The organism is Alcaligenes sp. RM2 (genome assembly GCF_052931795.1).
On the sequence record NZ_JBRFIO010000002.1, the window covers coordinates 1 to 21,242 of the forward strand.

21 protein-coding genes are annotated in these 21,242 nt (G+C 56.0%); 9 read left to right on the forward strand and 12 right to left on the reverse strand.

The features are described from left to right. The first annotated feature begins 815 nt into the window (after positions 1-815). Positions 816-1,586: a Crp/Fnr family transcriptional regulator gene (locus ACU6HM_RS06840; protein WP_369326099.1), complete on the forward strand. Its 771-nt coding sequence runs from the start codon at positions 816-818 to the stop codon at positions 1,584-1,586. Here ACU6HM_RS06840 and ACU6HM_RS06845 read toward each other — a convergent pair. After that, positions 1,525-2,892, reverse strand: coding sequence for a hypothetical protein (locus ACU6HM_RS06845; RefSeq protein ID WP_446763566.1), 1,368 nt, complete (start codon positions 2,890-2,892; stop codon positions 1,525-1,527). The genes ACU6HM_RS06840 and ACU6HM_RS06845 overlap by 62 nt on opposite strands. A gap of 4 nt (positions 2,893-2,896) precedes the next feature. Further along, a complete protein-coding gene (locus ACU6HM_RS06850) occupies positions 2,897-3,118 on the reverse strand; it encodes a DUF2249 domain-containing protein (protein ID WP_035268878.1) in 222 nt (73 codons plus the stop codon). A gap of 248 nt (positions 3,119-3,366) precedes the next feature. Here ACU6HM_RS06850 and ubiU point away from each other — a divergent pair, with 248 nt between their 5' ends. From ubiU to ubiT, 3 genes are read left to right on the forward strand one after another with little or no spacing between them, the layout of a single operon-like run. Further along, the gene (gene ubiU / locus ACU6HM_RS06855) at positions 3,367-4,362 is read left to right on the forward strand and encodes a ubiquinone anaerobic biosynthesis protein UbiU (RefSeq protein ID WP_009458516.1); all 996 of its coding nucleotides are present in this window, start codon (positions 3,367-3,369) and stop codon (positions 4,360-4,362) included. An 18-nt stretch (positions 4,363-4,380) separates the two neighbouring features. After that, positions 4,381-5,283, forward strand: coding sequence for a ubiquinone anaerobic biosynthesis protein UbiV (ubiV, locus tag ACU6HM_RS06860; RefSeq protein ID WP_446763567.1), 903 nt, complete (start codon positions 4,381-4,383; stop codon positions 5,281-5,283). Between the two features lie 15 nt (positions 5,284-5,298). Further along, positions 5,299-5,796: a ubiquinone anaerobic biosynthesis accessory factor UbiT gene (ubiT, locus tag ACU6HM_RS06865; protein WP_035268506.1), complete on the forward strand. Its 498-nt coding sequence runs from the start codon at positions 5,299-5,301 to the stop codon at positions 5,794-5,796. 5 nt (positions 5,797-5,801) lie between these two features. Here ubiT and ACU6HM_RS06870 read toward each other — a convergent pair whose 3' ends face one another. From ACU6HM_RS06870 to ACU6HM_RS06910, 9 genes are all read right to left on the reverse strand, one after another. Then, positions 5,802-6,551 (reverse strand): anaerobic ribonucleoside-triphosphate reductase activating protein, encoded by a 750-nt coding sequence (locus ACU6HM_RS06870; protein ID WP_035268503.1) that lies wholly within the window; start codon positions 6,549-6,551, stop codon positions 5,802-5,804. Between the two features lie 18 nt (positions 6,552-6,569). Continuing rightward, positions 6,570-6,752, reverse strand: a complete 183-nt coding sequence (gene nrdD / locus ACU6HM_RS06875; RefSeq protein ID WP_446763568.1) for an anaerobic ribonucleoside-triphosphate reductase — start codon at positions 6,750-6,752, stop codon at positions 6,570-6,572. A gap of 175 nt (positions 6,753-6,927) precedes the next feature. Then, positions 6,928-8,772, reverse strand: coding sequence for a ribonucleoside triphosphate reductase (locus tag ACU6HM_RS06880; protein WP_446763569.1), 1,845 nt, complete (start codon positions 8,770-8,772; stop codon positions 6,928-6,930). Positions 8,773-9,254: 482 nt separating this feature from the next. Then, positions 9,255-9,713, reverse strand: coding sequence for an HIT family protein (locus ACU6HM_RS06885; RefSeq protein ID WP_446763570.1), 459 nt, complete (start codon positions 9,711-9,713; stop codon positions 9,255-9,257). After that, on the reverse strand, positions 9,710-10,510 hold the full coding sequence (trpC, locus tag ACU6HM_RS06890; protein WP_009458523.1) for an indole-3-glycerol phosphate synthase TrpC: 801 nt from the start codon (positions 10,508-10,510) through the stop codon (positions 9,710-9,712). Before trpC ends, ACU6HM_RS06885 begins: the two co-directional genes overlap by 4 nt. Next, complete coding sequence (gene trpD, locus ACU6HM_RS06895) at positions 10,507-11,541, reverse strand: anthranilate phosphoribosyltransferase (RefSeq protein WP_035268496.1); 1,035 nt, start codon at positions 11,539-11,541, stop codon at positions 10,507-10,509. The genes trpC and trpD overlap by 4 nt, the downstream gene beginning before the upstream one ends. 3 nt (positions 11,542-11,544) lie before the next feature. Next, the gene (locus ACU6HM_RS06900) at positions 11,545-12,108 is read right to left on the reverse strand and encodes an anthranilate synthase component II (RefSeq protein ID WP_021447083.1); all 564 of its coding nucleotides are present in this window, start codon (positions 12,106-12,108) and stop codon (positions 11,545-11,547) included. A 38-nt stretch (positions 12,109-12,146) separates the two neighbouring features. Next, positions 12,147-13,667 (reverse strand): anthranilate synthase component I, encoded by a 1,521-nt coding sequence (gene trpE, locus ACU6HM_RS06905; protein ID WP_009458527.1) that lies wholly within the window; start codon positions 13,665-13,667, stop codon positions 12,147-12,149. 215 nt (positions 13,668-13,882) lie between these two features. After that, positions 13,883-14,560: a phosphoglycolate phosphatase gene (locus tag ACU6HM_RS06910; protein ID WP_446763571.1), complete on the reverse strand. Its 678-nt coding sequence runs from the start codon at positions 14,558-14,560 to the stop codon at positions 13,883-13,885. Positions 14,561-14,770: 210 nt separating this feature from the next. Between ACU6HM_RS06910 and ACU6HM_RS06915 the strand changes: the two genes are divergently transcribed. After that, positions 14,771-16,573, forward strand: a complete 1,803-nt coding sequence (locus tag ACU6HM_RS06915; RefSeq protein ID WP_446763572.1) for an EAL domain-containing protein — start codon at positions 14,771-14,773, stop codon at positions 16,571-16,573. A 26-nt stretch (positions 16,574-16,599) separates the two neighbouring features. Here the strand turns inward: ACU6HM_RS06915 and rpe are convergent, their stop codons facing one another. Further along, positions 16,600-17,295, reverse strand: a complete 696-nt coding sequence (gene rpe, locus ACU6HM_RS06920) for a ribulose-phosphate 3-epimerase (RefSeq protein ID WP_009458542.1) — start codon at positions 17,293-17,295, stop codon at positions 16,600-16,602. Between the two features lie 117 nt (positions 17,296-17,412). Between rpe and apaG the strand changes: the two genes are divergently transcribed. From apaG to ACU6HM_RS06940, 4 genes are read left to right on the forward strand one after another with little or no spacing between them, the layout of a single operon-like run. Continuing rightward, the gene (gene apaG / locus ACU6HM_RS06925; RefSeq protein ID WP_021447080.1) at positions 17,413-17,787 is read left to right on the forward strand and encodes a Co2+/Mg2+ efflux protein ApaG; all 375 of its coding nucleotides are present in this window, start codon (positions 17,413-17,415) and stop codon (positions 17,785-17,787) included. A gap of 15 nt (positions 17,788-17,802) precedes the next feature. Beyond that, the gene (mltA, locus tag ACU6HM_RS06930) at positions 17,803-19,098 is read left to right on the forward strand and encodes a murein transglycosylase A (protein ID WP_250756595.1); all 1,296 of its coding nucleotides are present in this window, start codon (positions 17,803-17,805) and stop codon (positions 19,096-19,098) included. Then, on the forward strand, positions 19,095-20,288 hold the full coding sequence (locus ACU6HM_RS06935; RefSeq protein ID WP_446763573.1) for an FAD-dependent monooxygenase: 1,194 nt from the start codon (positions 19,095-19,097) through the stop codon (positions 20,286-20,288). The genes mltA and ACU6HM_RS06935 overlap by 4 nt, the downstream gene beginning before the upstream one ends. Before the next feature lie 39 nt (positions 20,289-20,327). After that, positions 20,328-21,059 carry a DsbC family protein gene (locus ACU6HM_RS06940; RefSeq protein WP_009458548.1) on the forward strand — a complete coding sequence of 244 codons (732 nt, stop codon included), beginning with the start codon at positions 20,328-20,330 and terminating at the stop codon, positions 21,057-21,059. Positions 21,060-21,242: the final 183 nt, after the last annotated feature.

Below are 21,242 nucleotides of genomic sequence, written 5' to 3' on the forward strand. Positions count from 1 at the left end.
GACGGACGTCTGTGAAAGTAGGTCATCGTCAAGCTCTTATTCCTCAAAACCCCCGCAAGCATCCCTTGCGGGGGTTTTGTTTTATGCGGCGACAAAAGCGCAGGCTACCGGCCTGTCTCGGATTGCTCGAAGGCCTGACCCTGGACCGCCCGGTTCAGGCGTACCGCCCCCCATCTTGGCCCGTTCCGGGCTGCGTGTATTCCCTGTTCTTACCGACGCCGTTTGGCCTAAGCCTAGCAGGTCGGTCTTGGCATTCTGTCCCTGCACCCTAGGGTTTGACGTTCAATCCATCGCTGCTTACCTGCAGGGGGCTCGGTCGTTCTACTCTGCGCGCTTGTAGCATTAGTTGCTGAGCTTTCTGCATCAATCAGCTTTGATGACCAAGATTGGCGCCTGCAACTGCCGACATCTGTCCCCTTAGCTTAGGGCTGTAGCGTACTTAGTCACTGCCTGTATTCGTCCTCCCTGAGCCCTCCGAAATTCCTACTCAGTTTTCTCTTTAACGTCGACGTAGCTGGCTCTGCTAAGGCCTATTGCATCCATTCAGAATTCAAGTCGATTTGGAAATGAGGCTGTCCCCAATCAGTTTCCCCTCTCAATATTCCCTACCTCTAACATGGTCAAATTTGACCGCTTTTTGCTTGGATCTGTTCCTAAGTCATGCTGAACTAGCAGTTCTGACTATCTTTTTACGTCCTCTTTAAAGCCTCGATTTATCTGTTTGACGTGTATCAATCAGGCACCGAGCTAATCTGAACAAGAGGGAACGGAGTATGTCAGTCTAGCTATGGTTCTATTTGGCATACGGAAAAGATATGGCGGCTCAAGACATGGCCTCGCAGGCAAGCAATGAAGAATTGTCAGACACCAGGCTACTGCAGGGTGAAGGGCCGGGACGCTGGAAGCGGATAAAGGCCCAGCTGGCTCATCTGCCTATATTCAAGGAGCTGCCACCGGAACAACTGGAGCCCATTGCTAAAGGTACTCAGGAAGTACACGCTTTGCGTGGTACGACTTTATTTCACAGTGGAGATCCTTGTTTGGGCTTTCACATGTTGGTCTATGGTCGGGTGAAGCTGGTATTTGTCTCGTCCACGGGCTCAGAGCGCGTCGTTCGCCTGGTGGGGCCAGGAGAGGGGTTTGGTGAGGCGCTGATGTTCATGGGCCGTAATTACATTGTGACGGCCCAGACTTTGGTGGACTCTCTGCTCTTGCATATCAATAGAGACACCTTGATGGAGCAGCTGGAGAAGGGCAGTGATGTTGCTCGCCTGATGCTGGCTGGTTTAAGTGAGCGGCTTTATCGCTTGATGGGCGAGTTGGAGGCCTATACGCTGCAAAATGGTGTGCAACGTCTGGTGAATTACCTTTTGCAGGAGTGGCCGGGCGAAGAGGGTGTCCCCTTCAGGATCGATGTCGGTAAGTCCGTCATTGCTTCCCGCCTGAATCTGACCCCGGAGCACTTATCACGTACCTTGCGTGATTTGATGGACCGGGATCTGATTCGGGTTCAGCGACGTAATTTTACGATTCTGGACAGCGCGGCTTTGCGGCAATATGGTGTTCTGCCTGATATGCGCGGATAGCGCGCAGGCTACGGCGATAGCGCTGCCAGGCTGTGCATAGATTCCAAGTCAAGCTTGCAAAAGACAGCAGCAAAGCAGGAGCAGCTATCCAGGCGAAAGACTCGATCCCCAAGCTCGCACCTGTCCAAAGCACCAGACTTAGGCTATGCAAAGCCCAATGCGCGCGGGCGGTGGACGCGGGGATGTAGTTGGCAGTCTTGGGGTTAAGGCGCAAGAGGGCACGCGTGTGCTCGGTATTGTCCGTATCCATGCTGACATGCTCCTGGGCCTCGCGCCAAAGCAGAAAGGGCACGATGGTATAGAGCATCCCACAGACGACGGAACCCAAGGCTCCCATAATGAGCAAGACACCAATCGCCAGCTCTGCGTTGGAGGCGGCGGGATTGTGGGTCCAGAAGTTCAACAGAACAGCAATCAACAGGCTGCTTAAGGAGCTATACCAGAATAAAGTGCTGGCTCCTGCTGTCGGACGCTTGCGTTTCCAGAGGCGCGCCCACGTAATCACCGCCCATAAGCCGTAGCTTAAAAAGATCAGGTAGGTGACCAGATCACGCAAAGGTAACCAGGAGCCAGGTAAGGAGGCCAGGGCCCACTGTGCAATCAACAAGGCTCCTACGACCCAAGGTAGCCAACGTACTAGAGGCGTCGGGTAGAGTTCGGTGATTTGAAAAATAGGCAGCAGTTGGAACGACATGGCAATCAGCAGCAAGCCTGCCCAAGCTGCCAAGCCCATCGTCATGTGAAGATTCAGCAAATTGGCGACGGCTTGTTCGCTTGCCAAGGCGACCAGCATGGCAAGCCCCGTTGAGACAGTCAGCAACAGTCCCAGCAAAGCCAGTCGGATAGGAGCAACGATTTCTTTGGCGCCGCGAAAGACGTCGCGCCGAGAGCGCCACAAGGCCAGCATGGCAGTCAGTAGATAAGCCCCCAAAGCAAAGGCAAGACAAGCGCCTGCCAGCGTGTAAGCCCAGCTTTGCCAGCTAAGAAAGCCTGTCATCAGAAATAGTGTGCCAGCGCTGAGCAAGCCCCAAAAAGCTAGCGCCTGACCGCGTGACACCTGAATACGCACATTGCAGGCCACGGCCAGAATATGTGCCAAAGAGGCAAACATGGCACTGCCCACGATCCCCAAGGTCCAGGCATGGGTTATGGCCAAGGTGGCGGGGTGCCAGCGGGAGTTGAATAATTCCGGTCCGCTATAGAGCGCCAGCATGGCAGCCAGCAGTCCAAAAAAAGGGACATTCGCAAACAGGGGCAAGGTCAGTGACAAAGAGGGTGACTGATCCAGCGATAAAGCGCGTTGCATAGACTTAGTTCCTGCGGATGATGAGCTTGAAGCCGTTTTCTTGGTGGGTGCCGTGATACTTGAAGCCGCTGCGTCGCAGGATTTCATACAAGGGGAAAGGTTCTCGATCCAGCCACATGAGCAAGGCCTGGGTGGGAGCCAGTTCAGCCAGTGCTTCCAGGCAATGCTCCAAAGGCTCGGGTGCGGGCAGGCCGCGAGTATCCAGCGTGATCTCAGTTTGTGTCATCAAGACTCCAGCACGAAAGGCTTGGAAGGCATTGTGGACCATTCTGCCCGCCTATGGCGCAGGCAAAGTGGGACTTGTTTGCCACGGGTCAGGAGGTGGGAAGAATTTGATATGCGTTAAGGCCCCTTAATTTCAGAGCAGGCATAGTGGTGGTCTTGTCGAGCCAGGATCCACCCTGGCCAGATTGCTGATCGGGGAGTGTCATGAATACAGCGTCCACGGCTTTAGCCGCGTCCGATAACCCGCAGATGGAACTGGTTTGCCCAGCGGGCAGCTTGCCTGCTTTGAAAGCAGCCATTGATAACGGAGCCGATAGTGTCTATCTGGGGTTCCGGGATGCCACCAATGCCCGGAACTTTGCCGGGCTTAATTTTGATGCACAGGCGATTGCACAAGGGATTGATTACGCACACCAGCGCGGCCGCAAAGTTTTGCTGGCTCTCAATACCTACCCGCAACCCAATGCCTGGCAACAGTGGCGCGACGCGGTGGACCGAGCTGCCCAGGCTCAGGTCGATGCGGTCATCATGGCAGACCCAGGATTGATGGCCTATGCCAGTCAGGCACATCCCAATCTGCGCTTGCACTTGTCGGTGCAGGGTTCAGCCACCAATCCGGAAGCCATCAAGTATTACCACCAGAACTTCGGTATTCAGCGCGTGGTTTTGCCGCGTGTCCTGTCCATGACCCAAGTGGAGCAGGTCTGTGAGCAGGTCCCTGTTCAGGTTGAGGTTTTTGGCTTTGGCAGCTTGTGCGTGATGGTGGAGGGCCGCTGTGCCTTGTCCTCCTATGCCACTGGTGAGTCCCCCAATACACATGGAGTCTGTTCCCCCGCCGGGCATGTGCGCTGGGAGCAGACAGATCAGGGGCTGGAGTCGCGTCTGAATGGTGTGTTGATCGACCGCTATCAGGATGGTGAAAATGCGGCTTACCCCACTTTGTGCAAAGGGCGTTTTGATGTGGCAGGCGAAAACTATTACGCACTGGAGGAGCCCACCAGCCTGAACACTTTGTCCTTGTTGCCACAACTGTTGGCGGCGGGTGTCAGCGCAATCAAGATTGAAGGCCGACAGCGCAGCCCGGCTTATGTGGCTCAAGTTACTCAGGTATGGCGGCAAGCCATTGATTCGGCCAAATCCACGCCAGCCCGTTATTCAGTCCATCCGGCCTGGATGGGGGCTTTGAACAAATTGGCCGAAGGGCAGCAACATACGCTGGGTGCCTATTCTCGGCCCTGGAAGTAGAGCATGGGAGGCTCAATCATGAAATTATCTTTAGGCCCCTTGCAGTATTACTGGTCCCGCGTGGCCACGATGCAGTTTTATGAGTCGGCCTGCGACTGGCCGATCGATGTGGTGTATCTGGGCGAGACCGTATGTTCGCGTCGTCACGAGCTACGACTGGATGATTGGCTGGATATTGCCCAGATGCTGGCCCAGGCTGGCAAGGTGCCGGTTCTGTCTAGTCAGGTCTTGCTGGAGTCCGGGCGGGACGTGAATACGCTACGCAAGGTCACCAAACAGGCTGATTATCTGGTCGAAGCCAATGATATGGGAGCAGTACGTTTGATGCAGGGTCGGGACTTTGTCGCCGGCCCTTTTTTAAATGTTTATAACGGGCCAGTGCTGGATTTGATTGCTTCTCAAGGCGCGGTGCGTTGGGTGATGCCTCTGGAAATGGGCCGTGCAGGATTGGCGCAGTTGCAGCAAGACAGACCTGCCGGTTTGGAAACCGAGGTCTTTGCCTTCGGGCGTTTGCCCCTGGCTTTCTCGGCCCGTTGCTTTGCGGCGCGTAACCGCAATCTGCCCAAGGACAATTGCCAGTACGTGTGCATGGACTATCCCGATGGCTTGCTGCTGGAAACCCGTGAAGGGCAGGGTTTTCTGACGATTAACGGTATCCAGACTCAATCCGCTTGGGTGTACACCTTACTGGAGCAGGTACAGGATTTGCGCGATTTGGGAGTGAATATGCTGCGTTTGAGTCCGCAATCTCAGCATATGGATGCGGTCGTGCATTTGTTTAATGACGTGATTCAGGGGCGTATTCAGACAAGGGATGCCCACGAGGATATGCTGCCTTTACTGCCCGCTAAGGCGTGCAACGGTTTCTGGCATGGTCGCCCCGGTTTGGAATGGGTGTCGCCGGTGTCAGAGCGTTTTTAAGGGAGGGATGCAAAAGTGAATGAAATAACGACACCCCGTTTACCCGCTGTTGTGGCGGGTGTTTTAAGCCGATTACCTCCGTGGCCCGGCTCCCGCTTGTTTTGTACGGGCTTGAACGTGCTGATGCGTCCGCACTTGCCGGCTGACATTGCGGAACGGTTGGAAGGGCGAGCTTTACGCATACAGGTGGCGGATGCCGGCTTAGCGTTTGACTATACGTGGCGCCAAGGGGCTTTTTATCCTCTGTCGGCACGCGTACAACGTCCGGATTTGACTCTGAAAGCGGATCTTTGGGCTTTTTATCAGCTTTTGCAGCGGCAGGAAGATCCGGATACCTTGTTCTTTAATCGACGTCTGTCGATTGAGGGTGATACCGAATTGGGTCTGATGGTGAAAAACACCCTGGACGCCTTGGACCCCGATATTCTGCATCCGCGTGCAGTGCTTAAACAGGGTAAAGCAGCTTTACAGGATGTGCTGCGCCGCCCGATACGCACCCCCGCTTCTTCCTGAGACAATTAAGAGCGTCGCACTTCAAAGTGCGGAAACAGCTTCTGGAGGTTTTCCAAAACTTCCGCTCCCGGGTAGGCCTGCAAAGCCTGCCCAGTTTCATTCAGGAAATCATCATCACAGCCTTGTGTGCGGAAAATCTGCACGGCATAGCGCTGGACGCCCAGCTCATGCAGGTGTTGTCCCAAAGCTTGTACCGAGGCGGGACTGTGCAGCTGGGGATGAATAGTGCTGCGGCACTCAAACAGAACGTCTTCGTTCAGCAGCAACTGCAAACTGCGTAAGGGCGCAGCGGCACTATTGCTGCGTTGAGTAATGGCGTCGTAGTGACTGAACTCTGCCTTGATATCCAGGCCTATCCAGTCCACCCAAGGCAGGATTTCCAGCAGTCTGGCCGGATGTGTGCCTGCGGTGTGTAAACCGATTTTGAAACCCAGCCTGCGCACCGCGCGGATGGCGGAGCCCAGGGCCGGGTCCAGTGTGGGCTCGCCGCCGCTAAAGACGACGGCATCCAGCAGGCCGACGCGGCGATTCAGAAAGTCCAGCAAGGCGTTCCAATCAATAGCACTGTCTGGTGTGCGCTCTTGCAGGTGGGGGTTGTGGCAGTAGCCACAGCGCCAGGGGCAGCCTTGCACAAAGATGACAGCGGCTAATTGGCCGGGGTAATCCGTAGCCGAGAAAGGGGCGCAGCCACCCACTTTCAATGCCACTTTGTGGGCAGGCGTGGCCGGGTAAAGATGGCGCGTGGCGTAAGTCATGGAATTTGACCGGGCTGTTTATCGGGTGGGGACGGTATTGCTTGCGCAGGCGCTGGCTTCGGTGAAGTAGCGTCGCTCATGAAACTCACCTTGCTTGCCAATATTGAAAGACGACATGGGACGGTGATAGCCCATGACGCGTGTCCAAATTTCGCAAGGCTGGCGTTCGGAATCTTGAAGAGTGAGGGTGTCGGTGTTCATGAATAACTCCTTGGAAAAAAGGGCCGTCACGCTATGCGGATGTGACTAGCCTGGGTTTGTGCCAAGAGGCTGGTTGTAGATAAAGGCTAAGGACAACCAAAAGCCTGGTTTTAGTTGAGCCAAGTGGATTGGGTTTAGCCTGTCTTGGTAAAAAGTTGGCTTGAAGAGATCGGCTTTAATGGACTGGTGTCGGTGTCGGTGTCGGTGTCGGTGTCGGTGTCGGTGTCGGTGTCGGTGTCGACGACGGCGTTGACGTGTCCGCGATAACTTCGTTTTGAACGTCAGCCTCGGCCCGAGCTTGAGCTATCTTGTTGGCCAGCAGCTCACTATCGCAATGTGGACAAAACTCATGTTTTCCAGACAGATAGCCGTGCTTGGGACAGATAGAAAATGTGGGCGTAACGGTGATGTAAGGCAAGGAAAAACGGTTCAAGGCTCGTTGCACCAGATTGCGGCAGGCATCAGTGCTGGACAGTGCTTCGGTCATATAGAGGTGCAGCACGGTGCCGCCGGTGTATTTGCCTTGCAGCTCGTCTTGTCGCTCCAATGCCTCGAAGGGGTCTTCAGTAAAGCCCACCGGCAGCTGTGAGGAATTAGTGTAGTAGGGCATTTGCTCGGTCCCTGCTTGCAGAATGTCGGGCCAGCGGGCGCGATCTTCTTTGGCAAAGCGGTAAGTGGTGCCCTCGGCAGGGGTGGCTTCCAGGTTGTACAGGTGGCCGGTACTTTCCTGAAACTCCACCATGCGCTCCCGAATGTGATCCAGCAAACGCAAGGCAAAGCGGTGCCCCCACGGCGTGCAAAGATTCTGCTTGTCCTGGGTAAAGTTGCGGATCATCTCGTTAATGCCGTTAACTCCCAGCGTGGAGAAGTGATTACGCAAGGTGCCTAAATAGCGGCGTGTGTAGGGAAACAGCCCTTGGTCCATATGCTGCTGGATCACCGTGCGCTTGATTTCCAGGCTGTCGCGGCCCATTTCCAGCAGCTCATCCAAACGGGCAAACAGACCAGCTTCATCGCCTTGATACAGATACCCCAAGCGGGCGCAGTTCAGGGTGACCACTCCCAGGGAGCCGGTTTGCTCGGCAGAGCCAAACAAGCCATTACCGCGTTTGAGCAGCTCGCGCAGATCCAGCTGCAGGCGGCAGCACATGGAGCGGATCATATTGGGTTCCAGCTCGGAGTTAATGAAGTTCTGGAAGTAGGGCAGGCCATATTTGGCCGTCATGGCAAACAGGCGCTCGGCATTCGGGCTGTGCCAGTCAAAATCCCGGGTGATGTTGTAGGTGGGAATCGGGAAGGTGAAGGCACGGCCACGGGCATCACCCTCGCTCATGACTTCGATATAGGCCTGGTTGATCATGTCCATTTCGGCCTGCAGATCCCCGTAGCAAAACGGCATTTCTTCGCCACCGATTTGCGGCACTTGCTCGCGCAGGTCTTCGGGGCAAACCCAATCAAAGGTCAGATTGGTAAAGGGCGTCTGCGTCCCCCAGCGTGAGGGTACGTTCAGGTTGTAGATCAGCTCCTGCATGCATTGGCGCACCTGTTTGTAGCTCAGGCCGTCCTTGCGGATGAAGGGCGCCATATAGGTATCAAAGGAGCTGAAGGCCTGGGCTCCGGCCCATTCGTTCTGCAGGGTGCCCAGGAAATTGACGACCTGACCGACCGCACTGCTTAGATGCCGCGGTGGGCCGGATTCAATCTTTCCGGGTACGCCATTGAGCCCTTCGTTCAGGAAAGTGCGCAAGGACCAGCCGGCGCAGTAGCCAGAGAGCATGTCCAGATCGTGGATGTGCAGGTCGGCCTGACGGTGTGCCTGGCCGATTGCTTCGGGGTAAACGTGGCTGAGCCAGTAGTTGGCAATCATCTTGCCCGAGCTGTTCAGAATCAGACCGCCCAGCGAATAGCCCTGGTTGGCATTGGCTTGCACGCGCCAGTCCTGGCGGTCCAGATATTCAGTAATGGAACGGATGATGTCCAGCTGAGCAGCTGGACGCGAGGCAGTTTCCTGGGTAGCCATGTTTTTCACCAGAGCCTATATATAGTGATTTTTAGGATTCACGACACTATATATGGTGGTTTTTGAAGGGGCTAGGCGATTGTCGTCCAGGCTTGATCTAGGTTAATTTTGTGCTCGAAGTGACTGGGTCAAGGGGTTTGTCGGAAAGAAGTCGTTGGGCACTCCTTACTCTGATCGTTCGTAGGTGGAGATTTGTGAAGTCGAGGTGGTCATGCTGCCAGGTATAAAGAGTTGGCTATGGCCATGCTATGCAAGCAAGCAAGCAAGCAAGCAAGCAAGCAAGCTGTTTATGTGGGTTGCGTGCAAGTAGCACAACAGCAGCTTGGCTCCTGCCGGTGGAGTCGCACTGTAGCGGGCTCCACGGATAAGCGGTGTACTTGTCTGTTACAGTGCGCCGTCTCTTTTCCGGGAGGCAAAAAATACCCGCTGACTTTTTACAGGCCAGCGGGTATTTCTTTAATAGCAGGACTTGAATAGCGGGTTTAGTGCTTGAATCGTGCTTTTAGCGCAATACAAAGTGCCTGCTGATACTGGCTGACTTGCTCAAGCAGGCGTTCTTCGTGGGAAGCCCAGCCTTGCTTTTGTTCTTCTGTGCGCATGGGGGCGGGTGACCAGGCAGAGTCCGGAAAGAACGGGTCGTCCTTCCAGCGAGGGATGATGTGCCAATGCAGATGCGGCACCTGATTTCCGAATTGAGCCAGATTGATCTTGGCGACTCCCAGTTGTTCACGCTGAGTCTGCTCAACCACATATACGGCTGCCATGATGTGCTGCCGTTGTTCTTCAGACAGGTCTGTCATTTCAGCCACATGATCTTGCCAGATTACCCGTGTATAGCCGGGAAACGGGCTGTCCGTGACGGCCAGTACCTGCAGCCCTGCACCCGACCATAGCAATTGATCGGGTTTCAAGGCACACAGGGGGCAAGCGTGGGTGCTCATGCAGGCTGACCGAAGAACAGGTTCTGCAAGGCAACGCCTGGATCAGGTTCACGCATGAAGGCCTCACCGACCAGGAAGGCTTGCACCTGGTTCTCGCGCATCAGGGCCACATCTTCAATGGTGTGAATACCGCTTTCGGTGACAACGCGTTTTTCGCTGGGGATAAAGGGCAGCAGGTCCAGCGTGTTCTGGGTGCTGGTTTCAAAGGTGCGCAGATTGCGGTTATTGATGCCCAGCAGGCTGGTCTTCATTTGCAAGGCAATATCCAGCTCGGCGCGGTCATGTACTTCAACCAGGACGTCCATGCCCAGTTCGTGGGCCATTTCTTCGTATTCCATCAGCTGATCCTTCTCCAGCGCGGCGACGATCAGCAAGATGCAGTCGGCACCCATGGCTCGGGCATGGATGATCTGATAGGGGTCAATAATGAAGTCTTTGCGCAGTACGGGCAGTGCGCATACGGCACGGGCCTGGCGCAGGTGGTCGTAGGAACCCTGAAAATACTGGATATCGGTCAGGACCGACAGGCAGGCCGCCCCGTGGGCGGCGTAGCTGGAGGCAATCTCAGTCGGGTTGAAGTCGGCACGGATCACACCCTTGGACGGGGAGGCCTTTTTGACTTCCGCAATAATGGCAGGCTTGCCTTGAGCAATCTTGTCTTCAATGGCGCTGGCAAAGCCGCGCAGGTCGTTCCGGTTCTTCGCTTCGCGCAGCAGATCGGACTCGCTGCGCAGTTGGCGGGCGGTGACGACTTCAGCTCTTTTGGTGTCGAGGATCTTGGCCAGAATGTCGTTCATGGATTTAACTTCCTTGTATAAGCGCGGAATTGTTCGAGTTTTTCGCGTGCGGCACCGTTGGCAATGGCCTCAAAAGCCATGCGCAGGCCTTGTTCAATGGAGTCGGCGTGGTTGGCAGCATAGATGGCCAAACCAGCATTGAGGCCCACGATATCACGAGCCGTACCCTCTTGGTTATTGAGGGCTTCCATAATCATCACGGCAGATTCTTCCTTGCTGGAGACGCGAATGCTGCGGTTGGAGGTCATGGCCATGCCAAAGTCTTCGGGGTGAATTTCGTATTCCCGCACCTGACCGTCTTTCAGTTCGCCCACCAGGGTGGCCGCACCCAGAGAGGCTTCATCCATACCGTCCTTGCCGTGCACGATCAGCACGTGTTTGGCCCCCAGGCGTTGCATTACGCGCACCTGAATCCCCACCAGGTCCGGGTGGAAGACGCCCATCAATTGGTTGGTTGCTCCGGCCGGGTTGGTCAGTGGGCCCAGAATATTGAAAATAGTGCGCACGCCCAGCTCTTTGCGGACAGCAGCCACATTTTTCATGGCGCCGTGGTGAGCGGGGGCGAACATGAAACCAATATTGGTTTCGGCAATGCTTTGCGCCACTTGCTCGGGCGAGAAGGTCAGGTTCACGCCCAGGGCTTCCAGCACGTCCGCACTACCGGACGAGGAAGAGGCACTGCGGTTGCCGTGCTTGGCTACTTTCACTCCTACGGAGGCGGCCACAAACATGGAGGCGGTGGAGATATTGAAGGTATTGGAGCCGTCGCCACCTGTACCGCACATATCCAGCAGTTCGTCCGGATTGGGCGTAATGACGGGGGTGGCAAATTCGCGCATCACCTGGGCGGCGGCAGAAATTTCACCCACGCTTTCTTTTTTCACGCGCAAGCCCATCAGCAAGGCAGCCGCGATCTGAGGCGACATTTCGCCGCGCATGAGCATGCGCATCAGATGCAGCATTTCGTCGTGGAAGATTTCCCGGTGTTCGATACAGCGCACCAGTGCTTCGGTAGGAGTGATGGTGTTCATGATTTAAAGGTCCAGAAAGTTCTTCAGTAAGGCGTGGCCATGCTCGCTTAGCACCGACTCGGGGTGAAACTGCACGCCATAAATAGGCAATTCGCGGTGACGGACACCCATGATCTCGCCGTCTTCGGTTTGCGCGGTTACCTCCAGACAGTCGGGCAGGCTGTCGCGCTCGATGGCCAGGGAGTGATAACGGGTGACGTTAAAGGGCGAGGGCAAGTTGCTGAATACGTCCGTGCCCTGGTGAGTAATAGGGGAGACTTTCCCATGCATGATTTGCTGCGCACGGATAATGCGCGCACCAAAAGCATGCCCGATCGCCTGATGACCCAGGCAGACGCCCAGAATCGGTAGCTTGCCGGCAAAGTGCTGGATCAGTGCAACCGACAGGCCCGCATCCGCAGGGGACTTAGGGCCGGGCGAGACGCACAGATGGCTGGGATTCAAGGCTTCAATTTCTTCAAGTGTGACTTGATCGTTGCGTCGTACCACTACTTCCTGACCCAGTTCTCCAAAGTACTGGACCAGGTTGTAGGTAAACGAGTCATAGTTATCGAGCATGAACAGCATGGGAATACTCCGGCAAAAAAAGGATGGCAGTGGGGCGATTAAATAGGCTCGTCCAGACCGAATTGCACTTGTTCGGCAGCGCGGATTACGGCGCGTGCCTTGGCTTCGGTCTCTTGCCATTCTTTTTCGGGATCGGAGTCGGCCACGACACCGGCGGCGGCCTGCACATAGAGCATGCCGTCCTTGATGACGCCGGTGCGTATGGCAATGGCCAGATCCATTTCGCCCGAGTAGCTCAGGTAGCCAGCAGCACCACCGTAAACGCCACGGCGCACGGGCTCCAGTTCATCAATGACTTCCATGGCGCGTACCTTGGGGGCGCCGGTCAGGGTGCCCGCGGGGAAGGAGGCGCGCAGCACGTCCATCTGGCTCATGCCGTCCTGCAGTTCGCCGCAGACATTGGAGACCAGGTGCTGAACATGCGAGTAACGTTCGATTGCCATGGTGTCCGTGACTTGTACCGAGCCGGTTTTGGCGATACGGCCAATATCGTTGCGGGCCAGGTCGATCAGCATCAGGTGTTCGGCGCGTTCTTTAGGGTCGGACTTCAGCTCGGCGGCCAGTGCGGCATCGGCTTCAGGTGTGGCACCGCGTTTGCGAGTGCCGGCCAGTGGGCGAATGGTGACGCGCTCCATGTTGCGGCCATCCTGACGGTGTTCTTCCTGACGCACCAGAATTTCTGGCGATGCACCCACGACCTGGAAGTCGTCGAAGTTCCAGAAGTACATGTAAGGCGATGGGTTCAGCGAACGCAGGGCGCGGTACAGGGATAAGGGCGAGTCGCGGAAAGGTTTGGTGATGACCTGGCCGATCTGCACTTGCATCAGGTCACCGGCTGCAATGTATTCCTTGGCGCGGGCCACGGCCTTCAGGTAATCCTCTTTGTCGAAGTCGCGCTCGCATTCGGTTTGCATGCTGGCGTAGGCGTAAGGGATCACGACGGGTGAACGCAGCTTTTCGCGCAGATCTTTCAGACGACGCTTGGCCAGTACGTAGGCTTCGGGCTGGGCGGGATCGGCGTAGACCAGCAGGTAAGTGCGGCCAGCCAGATTATCCACAATCACCAGTTCGTCCACTTGTAGCAGCATGATGTCCGGCACGCCTTCTTCCTGGTCGGAAGGGAAGGGTTTGCGGTTCATGCCCAGGGACGGTTCGATGTGACGCACCGTGTCGTAGCCGAAGTAACCAGCCAGACCACCCGCAAAGCGGGGCATGCCAGGACGCAGGGCTACTTTGAAACGGGCCTGGAATTGCTCGATGAATTCCAGCGGATCGCCTTCGGCTGTTTCGACAATCTTGCCATCGTGCAGCACTTGGGTATGACGGCCGTAGCTGCGGATCACGGTACGGGCAGGCAGGCCAATAAAGGAGTAGCGACCGAACTGCTCGCCGCCCACAACCGATTCCATCAGGCAGCTGTAACGCCCGCCTTCGGGGCCGTTGTGCGCCAGTTTCAGATAAATCGACAGGGGCGTATCCAGGTCGGCATAGGTTTCCGCAATCAGGGGAATGCGGTTAAAGCCTTCTGCTGCTAGGGCATTGAATTCTATTTCTGTCATTGGGATCTCGAGGGTCAGTGGGTACGACGAGCCGGACAGAAACAAAAAAAGCCCGGTCGTTGTGATTACCGGGCTTATTTTCCTGGAGGCGGTCCGCTGTGTACTACTTTGCAGGGACGCCAGACTTCAAGGTTATATCTACCCGATACACGAACGCCACCAGCGCCAATAAGCGCCGTAGATTGTGGATGCGTGAGTGCGAGTAGACATGAATTTTATGACGTAAATATGGTGTTGCGTTTATTGCGCAGCCAGGTGGCCGCGTCGGCAATAGAGGCAACTATACCATCGGAATCCAGGCTTTGCACATCCTTGCCTTCGTTATAGCCGTAAGGAACCAACAGTACGGGGATGTTCGCCGCACGCGCTGCCTGGGCGTCATTCATGGAATCCCCAATGACCAAAGCCTGTTCGGGAGCCAGTTTCATTTGCTCGCACGCGTAGACAAAAGGCATGGGGTCGGGCTTTTTGCGCGGGCAGGTATCACCGCCCACCACCAGTTCGAAGTACGGGCCCAAACCCATTTGTTCCAGCAAGGGGCGGGCAAATTGTTCGGGCTTGTTGGTGACCACAGCCAGACGCAATCCCTGGCTTTTAAAGTCATCCAATCCTTCTAGTACACCCGGATACAGGCGGCTGTGTTGGCCATTACATAATTGGTAATGGTAATAAAATGATTCCAATGCCGGGGTGTAGTCAGGAGGTTCAGGTAGATCGGTCAGAGCGCGTCGCACCAGGTTTTCCGAGCCTTTGCCCACGAAAGTAGCGATGCGCTCCTCTGGGAGCGGGGGTAAACCCAGGTCGATACGCATGGCATTACATGCCGAGGCCAGATCGGGAATGGTATCGAGCAGGGTTCCATCCAAATCAAACAGCACAGAGAAAATATTCATCTTTTTGTAGCGGACTTGTGACAAAATATTGTCAAATTCCTGTTAAGGTCGAGCAGAAAAAAGTTTTCGGAACATCGGTTTTCATTTCGTTTGATTCATCATGTTAAAGCTCCTTACTGCACGCGGGCTTATCAATTTAGTGAGCAAACCGTATTTTGGTACAAGATTGGCTTTCGATAGTCCGTTCAGAAAGGCCCTAGGAGCGGAAGTATGATGCTCGATACATTTCATCAGATTCTCGTAGAAAAACAAGTTACGCCGGTTTTTCAGCCCATTGTGGATTTGCAGTCCGGCTTGATTCTGGGTTACGAGGGTTTGATTCGAGGGCCAAAGGACAGCAGTTTTTATTCGCCCTTGGCCTTGTTTGACGCCGCCCGGCAATGTGGCCGCTTATGGGATCTGGAAGAGCTGTGTTGCCATACCTTGGTCAGCAGTTTCAAGCAGCAGGGTTTGGCGGGCAAACTGTTTTTGAACTCCAGCCCGGATGTGGTGATGCGCATGTTGCCTTCGGCCCGCATCGAACCGCGTACCGGTATGCCACAGCTGGATGGCATTGACTGGAGCCGGGTGGTGGTCGAATTGACCGAATCCGAGCGTACTGACAGCTACGACTATCTGAATCAGGCTATTGAGCTTTATCGAAAAGAAGGCCTGCAGTTTGCCATTGATGATCTGGGTGAAGGCTATGCCTCGCTGCGTTTGTGGTCCGAATTGCGGCCCGAGTACGTCAAGATCGACAAATACTTTGTGCGCGATATTGATACCGATGTGCTCAAGCAGCAATTGGTACGCTCCATTTGCGATATTGCCAGCCATGCTCAATCCGTTGTGATTGCTGAAGGGATTGAAACCGGCGCGGAACTACGCACCTTGCGGTACTTGGGCGTGGCCTGTGGGCAGGGCTATTTGCTGTGTCGCCCTCAACCTAACCCCCCTCCTCAGCTGGAGCCCGCTCAAGCCGCGCTGTTTGGACCCTCCACTGTGCGCACTCAACGTCAAGTGCAAGGCCGTGATTCCATGAGCGTGCGGCGTTTACTGCGTGCCGCGCCTGCGGTGCCTGATAATACACCCACGAATCGTGTGTATGAGCTGTTTCAAAGCCACCCAGATCTTAGTGCCGTGGCTCTGGTGCGAGGGGATCGACCGACGGGTATTTTGCGTCGTAGCCAGCTTTATGATCAGCTTGCCCGGCCTTATCACCGCGAACTGTATGGCAACAAGCCATGCTCCCTGTTTATTGAAACCCCACCGCTGATTGTTGACTGCGATACCAGCTTGCTGGAGCTGGGCACCTTGATGACGCAGGGAGCGGGGGATGCCTTGAGTGATGGTTTCATCATTACCGGGGCGGGTGAGTATCTGGGCCTGGGCTCCAGTGTGGAGCTGATGCGTGAAATTACGCAGATTCAGATCATGACGGCGCGTTATGCCAATCCACTGACGCAATTGCCGGGTAATGTGCCGATTGATGAGCATATTGATGGTTTGCTGCGTAATCGGCAGAACTTCGCTGTGTGCTATGCGGATCTGGACCACTTCAAACCCTACAACGATTTGTACGGCTATCGCAAAGGCGATGAGCTGTTACGCTCCATGGCCGAGCTCTTCACCCGTTACGCGGTGGCTCGCATGGACTTTGTGGGCCATGTGGGGGGGGACGATTTTATTTTGGTGTTTACCAGCCCGGACTGGGCCGAGCGCTGCCAAAGCATTCTGGACGAGCTGGAAAAAGAGCTGGAGTCCCTGTATAGACTGGAGCATCGGCAAGCAGGCGGCTATTTGGCTGAAAACCGTCAAGGCGTGCTGGTGTTTCACCCGCTAGTGAGCCTGTCTTTAGGTGTGGTCACAATCGAGGAGCCCGAATTGTATTCGGGCTCTTTAATTGCGGAGCTGGCCAGTTCTGCCAAGGCACAGGCCAAGCGGGTGCAGGGCAATGCCTTGTTTGTGGAGCGCCGCCGCCCCGACAGTGCGGTTCGGCAGGGCAGTTATAGCCGCAATACGATGCTGCAGTAGCGGGAACAGCAGGCCGAACGCAGGATTTAGGCCTGCTCTGCCAGAGCGATTTGCGCGCGCATGTCGCGGATGACCTGAGCGTAGTCGGGCTGACCAAAAATAGCCGAACCGGCCACAAAGGTGTCAGCACCGGCTGCACGGATGGCGCCGATATTGTCCACCTTCACGCCACCGTCGATTTGCAGAAGGATGGGCTGACCACCTTCTGCAGTCCACGCATCAATGCGGGCGCGGGCTTGGCGCAGCTTGTCCATGGCGCTGGGGATAAAGGCCTGGCCACCAAAGCCGGGGTTAACGGACATCAGCAGGACCAGATCCAGCTTGTCCATCAGGTGATCCATCCAGTTCAGCGGGGTGGCCGGGTTGAATACCAGGCCGGCCTTACAGCCGTGGTCACGGATCAGCGACAGGGTGCGATCCACGTGGCGCGAGGCTTCGGGGTGAAAACTGATGTAATCGGCACCGGCTTTGGCAAATTCGGGGATCAGCGCGTCCACGGGCTCCACCATCAGGTGTACGTCGATGGGGGCAGTGGTGTGGGGGCGCAGCGCAGCACAGACCATGGGGCCGAAAGTCAGGTTCGGTACAAAGTGGTTGTCCATGATGTCGCAGTGAACCCAGTCGGCACCGGCGGCGATAACATTGCGGACTTCTTCACCCAGGCGGGCGAAGTCGGCCGATAAAATACTGGGAGCGATACGTGTGGAGCTGGCTTGGGACATAATAGGTGCCGTAAAGATTAGACATCACGAAAATCGTGGCCATATGTCATCATTATAGTTTCAAGCGGGGGGCTGTGCAGCGCCCCGTATTTGTACAGCCGTAACCTGGAATCCATCATGAAGCCTGACGATATTGAGGTGCAGATCACGCCCCAGTACCTGCCTGAGCAATCCGAGCCCGATAGCAATCAATATGTTTTTGCCTATACCGTACGGATTACCAACAATGGACAGCAGACGGCCCAGATTATCAGTCGTCACTGGATCATTACGGACGACAATCAGCAGGTTCAGGAAGTGCGTGGCCTGGGCGTTGTAGGACAACAGCCGGTGCTGGCTCCAGGTGAGACCTTTGAGTACACCAGTGGTTGCCCCCTGAACACGCCGTTTGGCACCATGCGCGGCAGCTATCAATGTGTTGGTGAAAATGGTGTGCCCTTTGAGGTCGCCATTCAGGAGTTCATCCTTTCCTCTCCCCGTACCTTGCACTAAGGGCCAAACCCAGCCATGAAGATAATTTATTGCGTGCCAGCCGTACTGCTGGCATTAAGTGCCTGTTCCACCATTCCTGGGGATCAGGGTTCTTCGCCAACGGCTCCGGGTACAGCAGAAGGCGGTCCTGATATCGCTCTGCAACCGTTGCGCGTGCCGTCCTTGTCGGCACTGCCGGAAACCCCGGCGCGTGCGTTGGCAGGGCGTTATCAAGCCGTGAACTGGTCCGCCTTGCCGGGCTGGCAGGCTGATTCGCTGGACCATGTCTGGAAAGGTTTCATCAATAACTGCAAGGGCCTGATGCGTCCTGTCAGCGGTTCGCTGGCCATGCCCGCACGTGCCAATCCCCGTGCCTGGCAGCCTGTTTGTCAGGCTGCGGCTTCTGCCGGTCTGAACGCTGACACCAAAGATACGGCTGCTGTACGTGATTTTCTGCAGCAACAGTTGCAGCCCTGGCGTTTGCTGACCGGCGACGGCAAGGTGGCTCAAAATACGGTCACGGGCTATTACGAGCCTTTGCTCAAGGCCTCGCGCACCCGTAGTTCCAGCTATCAATGGCCGCTTTTCGCTGCGCCGGATGATTTGTTGACGATTGATCTGGGTAGCTTGTATCCCGAGCTGGCTGGCAAGCGTATTCGCGGCAAGCAAGTGGGCAAACGCATTGTGCCTTACGACACTCGCGAGCAGATCGTATCCAGGCAGGAGCGCCAGCCACCAGTGATCGTGTATGCGGAAGATCCGGTAGAAGGCTTTTTTCTGCAGATCCAGGGCTCGGGTCGTGCGGTCCTGCCCGATGGCAGCGCCGTGCGTCTGGCCTATGCCGACCATAACGGTCGCCCTTATGCCTCGGTAGGCCAATGGCTGGCCAAGCAGGGCGAGATGCCTTTGGCGCAGACTTCCATGCAAAACATCAAGGCCTGGGCCAAGCGCAATCCGCATCGCGTTCAGGAAATGATGAATGTAAATACCGCTATGGTGTTCTTCCGCGAAGAGGCCATTGTGGATCCGGAGCTGGGCCCTAAAGGTGCCTATGGCATTCCCTTGATTGGTCTGCGTTCCGTGGCTATTGACCCCACGTACGTGCCTTTGGGTACGCCTGTGTACTTGGCTACCTCGCAGCCTGCTTCTAACCAGCCTCTGCAGCGACTGGTTTTTGCTCAGGACACGGGCGCGGCGATTAAAGGTGCCGCACGTACCGACTTGTACTGGGGCACGGGCGATCAGGCTGGTGCGCAGGCAGGGCGCATGAAGCAGCAAGGTCAAATGTGGCTGTTGTGGCCACGTCAGGCAGGAGCACCGAGCGCACGATGAGCAAAGAACGAATTGTGGTGTGTGGAGGGGCCTTGGCCGGTATGGCCAGCGCCCTGGGTTTACGCAAGGCCGGGTTTGATGTCAGCATCCTGTCCCCCGCTTACAAGCCTATGGAACTGGCGGCGGGGCAGTATCACCCCCGTGTCTACGCCGTCTCGGTCGCCAGCCAGCGTTTTCTGACGCAGTTGGGTGCTTGGAACTTGATGTCGGCCCAGCGCATTTCGCCAGTGCAGGCCATGGAAGTACATGGTGATGGCGGCGGTTGCCTGAATCTGCATGCTTGGCAGGACGCGCAGGATTATCTGGCCTGGATCGTTGAGTCCGGACAGATGGAGCAGGCGCTGTATCAGGCCTTGCAAGTGTTCGGTGTGCCCTGGATTGAAGACCGTTTCGAGCGTCTGGAAGGCAAGACCATCATCACAGCCGGACAGAAGCGCATCAGCGCCGATTTGTTTGTGGGGGCAGATGGTGCCCGTTCCGGCCTGCGGTCTGCCGCTGGCATTGAGCATCATGGTCGTGAGTATGGGGACGCCGGTTTGGTGGCCCACTTCAACGTAGAGCGCCCGCACCAGCAAGTTGCCTTGCAGTGGTTTACTGGCGATTCGATTCTGGCCCTGTTGCCTATGCCGGATGTGGATGGTAGATCGCAAGTCTCCATGGTCTGGTCCGTGCCGCAAGCGCAGGCCGACAAGGTGCTGGCCATGCCCTCAGAGGAGCAGGCGCAGTATCTGCAAAACAGCTTGTTCTCTTTATCCAATGGCCGTTTGGGGCAATTAAGCTTACGTAGCCCGGTACGCGGTTTCCCTTTGACCTTTGAGCGTAGCGGCCTGGTGTCGCCCGGTGTGGCCTTGGTGGGTGATGCGGCGCATCGCGTCCATCCTTTGGCTGGCCAGGGTTTGAATCTGGGTCTGGGCGATATCGAAGCCCTGATCAAGGTCTTGTCCGAGCGCGGCCCGCATTATTCGGTCGGTGATATGCGTGTACTCAATCGCTACAAGCGCGCTCGCGCTGAACCGATTGCGGCCATGCGGGCAGCCACCGATGGCTTGTATCGTCTGTTTGCGGCACCGGGGGCACCGGCTTCCATGCTGCGCAATGCCGGTATGCAAGTGGTGGACCGCATGCCCTGGGTGAAACGCCGCCTGATTGCGCATGCTGCCGGCGTCAGCCCCGGCGCGCTCTTGTTCTAAGGCCGCTAGGGTCTTGTCGATTAGCAAAGGAAGTACCTCATGATGTTGCACCTTCGTTCTGTATTGGCACTGGCGCTTTTGTCGCTGTGCAGCCTGGCTCAGGCCGCCAGCCCCGCCAAAGTAGACACACGTTTCGAGACTACCCGCCAGGCCTTTGAAGCCGCTTTCCCCGGCGTGACGGTCGATGGTATTCGCGCCACACCATTTCCCAATTTGCTGGAAGTGGAAGTGGGCGGCACCTTGCTCTACACCGACCCGCAGGCCAGCTTTGTGATGCAGGGTTCTTTGCTGGATAGCAAAACTCGTGTTGATCTGACCGAGCAGCGCATGCAGGAACTCAATCGTGTGTCGCTGAATGACTTGCCGCTGGATAAGGCTATCAAGCTGGTAAAAGGCGACGGTAGCCGTCAAATGGTGGTTTTTGAAGATCCCAATTGCGGCTATTGCAAACGTCTGCATACAACTTTGCAGGAGATCGACAATGTTACGGTTTATAGCCTGATGTTTCCCATCCTGGGACCGGATAGCCGCCGCAAAGCCGAGGACATCTGGTGTGCCCAAAACCCCGCTAAAACCTTGAGTGATTGGATGGGGGGCGGAGTGCGACCCGAGAAAGCCTCGTGTGAGCATCCATTGGATCAGTTATTGGCAGTGGGACAAAAACTGCGCGTTCAAGGTACCCCGGCCATTTACTTTGCCGATGGTAGCCGCGCTGATGGCTGGCTGCCTGCTGCCCAGTTGCAGTCTCGCCTGGACGCTGCCGCCCAGTAAGTATTCTGCCTGGTCTTGAGCTAGAACAACCCGCTTTCGAGCGGGTTTTTTATGCCCCATCGTTATGGAAACTATAATTATTTGTGGGGCATGATTTTAAAAGAACAGCGATTAGAAAATAATCCCGAGATGGTTCAGGTGGTAAGGCGGACGTTATTTTGAAGACAAAAAATTTCAAACGCC

Coding starts and splice junctions, on each gene's coding strand:
- ACU6HM_RS06840 (WP_369326099.1), top strand. CDS start 816: ATGGCGGCTCAAGACATGGCCTCGCAGGCAAGCAATGAAGAATTGTCA.
- ACU6HM_RS06845 (WP_446763566.1), bottom strand. CDS start 2,892: ATGCAACGCGCTTTATCGCTGGATCAGTCACCCTCTTTGTCACTGACC.
- ACU6HM_RS06850 (WP_035268878.1), bottom strand. CDS start 3,118: ATGACACAAACTGAGATCACGCTGGATACTCGCGGCCTGCCCGCACCC.
- ubiU (WP_009458516.1), top strand. CDS start 3,367: ATGGAACTGGTTTGCCCAGCGGGCAGCTTGCCTGCTTTGAAAGCAGCC.
- ubiV (WP_446763567.1), top strand. CDS start 4,381: ATGAAATTATCTTTAGGCCCCTTGCAGTATTACTGGTCCCGCGTGGCC.
- ACU6HM_RS06870 (WP_035268503.1), bottom strand. CDS start 6,551: ATGACTTACGCCACGCGCCATCTTTACCCGGCCACGCCTGCCCACAAA.
- nrdD (WP_446763568.1), bottom strand. CDS start 6,752: ATGAACACCGACACCCTCACTCTTCAAGATTCCGAACGCCAGCCTTGC.
- ACU6HM_RS06880 (WP_446763569.1), bottom strand. CDS start 8,772: ATGGCTACCCAGGAAACTGCCTCGCGTCCAGCTGCTCAGCTGGACATC.
- ACU6HM_RS06885 (WP_446763570.1), bottom strand. CDS start 9,713: ATGAGCACCCACGCTTGCCCCCTGTGTGCCTTGAAACCCGATCAATTG.
- trpC (WP_009458523.1), bottom strand. CDS start 10,510: ATGAACGACATTCTGGCCAAGATCCTCGACACCAAAAGAGCTGAAGTC.
- trpD (WP_035268496.1), bottom strand. CDS start 11,541: ATGAACACCATCACTCCTACCGAAGCACTGGTGCGCTGTATCGAACAC.
- ACU6HM_RS06900 (WP_021447083.1), bottom strand. CDS start 12,108: ATGCTGTTCATGCTCGATAACTATGACTCGTTTACCTACAACCTGGTC.
- trpE (WP_009458527.1), bottom strand. CDS start 13,667: ATGACAGAAATAGAATTCAATGCCCTAGCAGCAGAAGGCTTTAACCGC.
- ACU6HM_RS06910 (WP_446763571.1), bottom strand. CDS start 14,560: ATGAATATTTTCTCTGTGCTGTTTGATTTGGATGGAACCCTGCTCGAT.
- ACU6HM_RS06915 (WP_446763572.1), top strand. CDS start 14,771: ATGATGCTCGATACATTTCATCAGATTCTCGTAGAAAAACAAGTTACG.
- rpe (WP_009458542.1), bottom strand. CDS start 17,295: ATGTCCCAAGCCAGCTCCACACGTATCGCTCCCAGTATTTTATCGGCC.
- apaG (WP_021447080.1), top strand. CDS start 17,413: ATGAAGCCTGACGATATTGAGGTGCAGATCACGCCCCAGTACCTGCCT.
- mltA (WP_250756595.1), top strand. CDS start 17,803: ATGAAGATAATTTATTGCGTGCCAGCCGTACTGCTGGCATTAAGTGCC.
- ACU6HM_RS06935 (WP_446763573.1), top strand. CDS start 19,095: ATGAGCAAAGAACGAATTGTGGTGTGTGGAGGGGCCTTGGCCGGTATG.
- ACU6HM_RS06940 (WP_009458548.1), top strand. CDS start 20,328: ATGATGTTGCACCTTCGTTCTGTATTGGCACTGGCGCTTTTGTCGCTG.